Genomic DNA, 6,254 nt, shown 5'->3' with positions numbered 1-6,254 from the left:
CGCCCACACCGACGTCGGCGCTTCCCCGCGACGCGCGTCCGCGTCCACCCCCGCGTCAGGGAACGAAGTGGTCGAGCGCCGTCGTGAGGATGTCCCGCTGCGCGGGCCAGTCATCCTCGGGACCGGCGACGAGCAGCGCGTACTGCGTGCCGTCACCGGCGTCGAAGGCACGGTCGACCACCTGGCGGCGACCGCCCGTCTTCGCGCTGTCGTACGCGTAGACCAGCTCCGCCGCGTTCTCCTCCGGCAGGTCCTCCAGGCTGATCTCCTCGTAGCCGTCGTTGCTCCTGGCCAGGTCCGCGGACGCCTGCCGGAGCGCCTCGTAGGGGGTGATGGCGGCCTCGGTGATGGTGAAGACCTGCACCAGGCTCCGCCCGTCCGGGGAGTTGTAGAAGACGCCGGTGTCCTTCTTCTCCCGTTCCCAGTCCTCGGGCACGGCGATGGTGAACCCCTCGGCGTCCTCCTCCAGCACGAAGCCCTCCGGCACCTCGCCCGGCGAAGGGGTGCCGGACGGCGAGTCGGTGCCCGGCTCCGGGCCCCAGGGATCCGTGGCCGTACCGGCCGCCGGATCGCTCGGCTCGCCCTGCGCGTCGAAGGTGTCGGACGGCCCGCCGGACGCGCTCACCGAGGCCGAGCCGTCACCCGCACCGGCCTTCCCGTCGTCGCGAAGCGCCAGCAGCCCGCCGGCCAGCCCGCCCGCCGCCACGGCGACCGCCGCGCCGGCGATCAGCGCCCTGGTGCGCCGCCGCCCGGGCCCGAAAGGGCCGCCCGGACCCGGGGAACCGGGTGAACCGGGTGCCGGCGGACCGGCCGCGCCCGGGTGGGAGAGGTCGTACGACACCTCCGCGCTCGCGGGCTCGTACAAGGGGATCGGCGGGGGCGGCGGAGTGGGCGCCGCGGGGCCCGCCCCCTCGCCCGTCTCCCAGCTCTGTGTCTCGTCGTTCCAGCGGACCCCGCCGCCGGCTCCCCCGCTGCCGGTCATCGCGTCCTCACCCTCCCAGCAGTGCGCCCACGGCCTGGCCCACCGCCACACCCGAGGCCAGCATCCCGGTGGCCGTGGCCGCGTCCTGGAGACTGGCGCGCAGCCGGGTCAGCCGGCCGGTCCCGGCCCGGCCCGTGTTCGCGATCTCCTCCTCGGTCTCGGCGAGTTCCCCGGCCAGCGCCTCGGTCTGCGGGGTGGCGACCAGACGGGCCAGGTCCGCGCGCAGCTCGCGCACCGCCAGGAGCAGTTCCTCCTGCGCGGCGTCGGACCCGGCCGGGGCCGCGTTGCTGGTCACCGTGTTGCGGTCGCCGATGGCGAAGGCACCCCGCACGCTCCCGATGTGAATGCCACCGCCCTGCGGCCCCTGCGGCTCACCCGTTGCCACTGTCTCCTCCTGAGATCGGTGCCTTGTTCGTGATCGTGTTGTTGGCGCCGATGCCGATGGCCCCCTGAGCCGATTCGATGAAGACCCCGCCGTTGCTGACGTTGATGATCTTCTGCTCGAATTCGTCGGTCTGCCAGCCCGCGTCGCGCAGCGCCTGCCTGACTCCGTTCGCCACCCGGTCCTGAATGCTCTTCAGATAGCGGCTGTGGTCCATCTCCTGGAACAGCGAGGCGTCGTCGTCAGAGCCGAGTTCGCGCACCGAGACCGCGGGCCCGTCCGGCAGCGCCACGCCGTAGCCGCCCGTGGCCAGCCGCCACAGGAACGCGGCGCCGCGCCACAGGGTGACCACCGCCTGCCCCGCCGAGCCCGGGGTGTGGGACAGGGCCCAGACGGCCTTGCCGAAGAGGCTGTTGTGCAGGTACTGGTGGGCGAGCCGGTCGGCGTTGCGGAACAGCGGGCGCACGGGCCGCAGTACGTGCGGGGCGACCTCCAGCATCAGCATGCCTCCCTGGGTGTGCACCCGCACATAGACGGTGGTGACGACCTCCTCGCCCCAGCCGCCGACGCGTACCCGCAGGAAGTGCCTGCGGGTCTCCCCGCCTTCCTCGACGGCGCGCGCCCGGTGCTGCTCGAACATTTCGGGGGCGTAAGGGGCGTGCCGTCTGCTGGGCAGGCCGTCCACCGGCAGGAAGACGCACTCGTCGATCTCCAGCTCCCGCAGCCGGTCCCGCACGGCGGCCGCGGCCTGTGCAGTCCGTCCTGCGGCGGGCTCCCGCAGGGCCTCGAGCAGCGGCACGATCCTGTTGAGCACCTCCCGGTTGTCCAGCGGCTGCGCCTTGCGCGTGCCGAGATCACCGCGGGGGCGCAGTTCGACGGACAGCGACCAGGGGTCGTACGGGGTCCCCGCGCCGCAGAAGGGGTCGGCGGCCCGGTACATCACCAGCGGGGCGTGCTGCTCGACGCGGATGCTGTCGCGCAGCCGCTGGAAGCGGCCGCTCTCCGCGCGCTCGGCCGGGTCGGAGGCCGCGTCGGGGAACCTGGTCCTGGACAGCTCGCCGGACAGCGCGCGGGCGAACTGGCCGCGCTGCAGGGCGACGACGGCCGCCCCGAGCAGCGGGAAGGCGAGGGCCGCCCAGGCCTGTCCCCGGCCGCTCTCGGCCAGGATCTCGTAGAGCGCCTCCCGGGGGATCAGGAGCAGCAGCGACAGGTCCCCCACGTTCTCCAGGCTGTCGTAGTCCTCGCGGGCGACGGCGTAGAAGGTCAGCAGGACGTAGAGCAGGAAGAGGCGCCCGTACCAGCGCAGGAACAGTGCCGTGGCGCGCCGGTACCACGGGGGCCTCTCGCCGGTGCCGCGGACGCGGCCCGCGATCGTCAGCAGCAGCACCGGGGTCATGAACATGGCGGTCAGGTACCCGGTGACCGGGAGGCTGACGATCCACAGCAGCAGGATGGCGGCCGCCCAGCCGAGTTCGAGCCGCCGGGCGCGCAGCGCGTGGGCCAGGACGCGGGCCGCGTCGAAGCCGAGCGAGGGAGCGACGATGCGCTCCTCGTGGACGTACAGTTCCTCGATGACCGCGTCGCGGTAGGTGTCGTCGAGGTAGCTGCCGGCGCACAGCAGCCGGGTCGCCTCGCTGGCGTGCGGTGCCGTGGGCCGGACCGGCCCGGGCGGCCGCGGGCCCGGTGGCGGCTGCTGCGGTAAGAACGTCCCCTGCGTCACTGTGTCGTCCCCCGAGGCGTCAGAAACCCGCTGTTGCACATGAGTTGTCGCGCGGGCAGAACAGCATAGGGGTGTGAACGGACATCAACGCAACGTGAATGACGAATCCGCCGGGGCCGGGAACGGGTTCCGCCCCCGGTCGTCGAGGACCGGGGGCGGACACGTACCGGAGTACGGGAAGGCGCGGACGCGGGTCCGTGCGCGGGGAGCGCGCGGACCGGTGCGTACGGGGCTTCCGGCTCAGATGAGGCCGAGACCGCGGACGGCGTCGCGCTCCTCCGTGAGCTCCCGCACCGACGCGTCGATGCGGGTACGGGAGAACTCGTTGATGTCCAGGCCCTGGACGATCTCGTACTTGCCGTCGGTGCAGGTGACCGGGAAGGAGGAGATCAGGCCCTCCGGCACACCGTAGGAGCCGTCCGACGGGATGCCCATGGAGGTCCAGTCACCGGCGGCGGTGCCGTTGACCCAGGTGTGGATGTGGTCGATCGCGGCGTTGGCGGCGGAGGCGGCCGACGAGGCGCCACGGGCCTCGATGATGGCGGCGCCGCGCTTGGCGACGGTCGGGATGAACTCCTCGGCGAGCCACTTCTCGTCGTTGACGGCCTCGGCGGCGTTCTTGCCGGCGACCTCGGCGTGGAAGATGTCCGGGTACTGGGTGGCGGAGTGGTTGCCCCAGATCGTGAGCTTCTTGATCTCGCTCACCGGCACGCCGGTCTTCTTCGAGAGCTGCGAGACGGCCCGGTTGTGGTCCAGGCGGGTCATCGCGGTGAAGCGCTCGGCGGGTACGTCCGGCGCGGCGGCCTGGGCGATCAGCGCGTTGGTGTTGGCGGGGTTGCCGACGACGAGGACGCGGATGTCGTCCGCGGCGTGGTCGTTGATGGCCTTGCCCTGCGGCTTGAAGATACCGCCGTTGGCCTCCAGCAGATCGCCTCGCTCCATGCCCTTGGTGCGCGGGCGGGCGCCGACCAGCAGCGCGACGTTGGCGCCGTCGAAGGCGACGTTCGGGTCGTCGCTGATCTCGATGCCCTGGAGCAGCGGGAAGGCGCAGTCGTCGAGCTCCATGGCGGTGCCCTCGGCGGCCTTGAGCGCCGGAGTGATCTCCAGAAGACGGAGTTTGACCGGCACATCGGGGCCGAGCAGGTGACCGGAGGCGATGCGGAAGAGCAGCGCGTAGCCGATCTGCCCGGCCGCGCCGGTGACGGTGACATTCACGGGAGTGCGGGTCATGGCGATCTCCGTAAGACAGCTGGCGGTGGGGGTCCCTGCCCCTGGTGGTGGATCCCGGAAAACGCCCTGGATGATCGATCTCTTGGCGTCGAGAGATCCAGCGGTCAGGCTATCCGACCCCGGCGCCGCACGGCTGCCACCCCCCTGTGGCCCGGCCCACAGATGCCCGGGCGGCGTACGGTCCACCGGGCCGGTACGCGGGGTGCCGACTGCTCGCCGGGAGCGCGCACGAGGGCGGTTCAACTCGATCGTGTGATGGTCGGCTTCCGGGCTTGCGGCATTCTGGGCCTTCCGGGCTACGGTGATCGTGCGATCCCGGACGCCGGGTACGGCGCCCGGGGCACCCCCAGCGGTAGCTGGGGGGAGTGCGGGGCCCCGCTCCACGGGAGTGATGGTCCGGGGACTCCCCGCCGCCTCCGGCCGTATCCATCTGGCCGGGTCGTGAGGGGACCGGCCTCCCGGGATTCGGACCGCGGACACGATCCGTGTCGCCGCCCCGGGGCCGAGTACGCCGGGGACCAGTGCGCCCAAGACCGTTCGGGGCGCGCGGCTGAGCAGACTCACTCCTACTCAGTCCACAGGAACGGTGAGGTCACACCCCGTAGGGCCGTTCGCGTGCCCCGATCCGTGCCGGGCGTTCCCGCTCGGCGGCGCCTTTTCGGGACGCGTTGGGGATGCGTTCTCCCGAGTACGGTCCGCTCCCGCCCGCCTCCGTGCACGCCGTAGGGCGGACACGGAGGCACGGCGGGCACGGCAGCGGGCGGGAGACGCGCCGACGGAGGCGTCACTCGGCCGGGCGGATCACCCTGCCGGGGCGGACCGTGGCGGCCGTGAGGTCGTACGGCCGTGGGATCAGGCGGCGGGGGCGGACCGTGCGGCCGTGCGGGTCACTCGGTGCAGCCCTTCTCGCCCGTGGCGAGCGCCACGCAGGCCTCCGCGTCGGCGGGATCCGCGACGGCGAGCATCGGGGTGTAGGCGTCGGTGTCGGTGCCGGCGTCGACCGCGTCCTGCTGGGCGCCGGTCTTGGAGCCCGCCGTCGCGATCGTCACCTTGTCGCCCGCGGCGGCCTGGGTGACACGGGCCCAGGCGGCGCCGCAGGTCTCGCTGTAGCGGACCTCGACGACCGCGGTGCCCACGGTCGCGTTGGCCACCGTCCTCGCCAGCTCACCGCCGCAGCCCATCTGCTCCGGGTCCTCGCCGGTGCACTCCTTGCCGGTGCACTCCACGCCCTCGGGGCGTTCCGGCGTCTCGGAGACGGTGGGCGACGGTGTGGGCTTCGCCTCGGGCTCCTTGTCCCCGCCGCCCAGATCGGTGAACAGCACGGCGGCCGCGACGACCAGCAGCGCGCCGACGATGCCCGCGGCGAACATCACCATCTTGCGGCGCCCGCGCTGCCCGGCGGGCGAGGAAGCCGGCCGCGGCGCGCCCGGGGGAACGCCCTGGCCGCCGCCCGGCCGCCCACCGGAGAGATCGGCCGCGGTCTGCGTGGGCGTGTTCTCCTGGGAGCCCCGCCGCTGCGTGTGTGCGGCGGAACCGCCCCTGCCACCGCCCTGGTTGGCCGGGCCGGGTCCGAACTCACTGAGCGCCGCACGCGCCTGGGATATCCGGATCGCTTCCATGGTCATGTCGTGGCGCATCTCGGAGCGGCTCCAGGCCCGCTCCGCGAGTTCCCACATCGTGGTCAGGTGCACCGGGTTCGTCCCCGTCACCTCGGCCAGGGCCACCACCGCGCCCTTGGGCGCGAGGAGCCGGCCGTTCAGATAGCGCTCCCAGGACGTCTTGCTGTAGCCCGTACTGTCCGCCACGGCCGCGATGCTCATGCCGCTGCGGTCCACCAGTCTGCGCAGCTGGCTGGTGAATTCCCGCACTTGCGGGTCCAGTCCGTCCGGCAGTGCCTTCCAACGAGGCATTGCTTCCCCCTTGTCCCCCCACTACGTGCC

5 protein-coding genes are annotated in these 6,254 nt (G+C 72.8%); all 5 read right to left on the bottom strand.

The features are described from left to right. Nucleotides 1-55 precede the first annotated feature (55 nt). Nucleotides 56-982: a hypothetical protein gene (locus tag GUY61_RS32950; protein WP_166633989.1), complete on the bottom strand. Its 927-nt coding sequence runs from the start codon at nucleotides 980-982 to the stop codon at nucleotides 56-58. A 7-nt stretch (nucleotides 983-989) separates the two neighbouring features. Then, a complete protein-coding gene (locus GUY61_RS32945; RefSeq protein ID WP_166633988.1) occupies nucleotides 990-1,367 on the bottom strand; it encodes a hypothetical protein in 378 nt (125 codons plus the stop codon). Next, complete coding sequence (locus tag GUY61_RS32940; protein WP_313896981.1) at nucleotides 1,354-3,084, bottom strand: hypothetical protein; 1,731 nt, start codon at nucleotides 3,082-3,084, stop codon at nucleotides 1,354-1,356. Before GUY61_RS32940 ends, GUY61_RS32945 begins: the two co-directional genes overlap by 14 nt. 240 nt (nucleotides 3,085-3,324) lie before the next feature. Beyond that, the gene (locus tag GUY61_RS32935) at nucleotides 3,325-4,314 is read right to left on the bottom strand and encodes a malate dehydrogenase (RefSeq protein ID WP_166633987.1); all 990 of its coding nucleotides are present in this window, start codon (nucleotides 4,312-4,314) and stop codon (nucleotides 3,325-3,327) included. An 887-nt stretch (nucleotides 4,315-5,201) separates the two neighbouring features. Then, nucleotides 5,202-6,224 (bottom strand): XRE family transcriptional regulator, encoded by a 1,023-nt coding sequence (locus tag GUY61_RS32930; RefSeq protein ID WP_166633986.1) that lies wholly within the window; start codon nucleotides 6,222-6,224, stop codon nucleotides 5,202-5,204. Nucleotides 6,225-6,254: the final 30 nt, after the last annotated feature.

It is taken from the genome of Streptomyces sp. GC420, from assembly GCF_009916105.1.
In the GTDB taxonomy this organism is placed as follows: Bacteria; Actinomycetota; Actinomycetes; order Streptomycetales; family Streptomycetaceae; genus Streptomyces.
The sequence above is the reverse complement of the archived record's forward strand: the minus strand, read 5'-3'. Positions and strand labels throughout refer to the sequence as shown.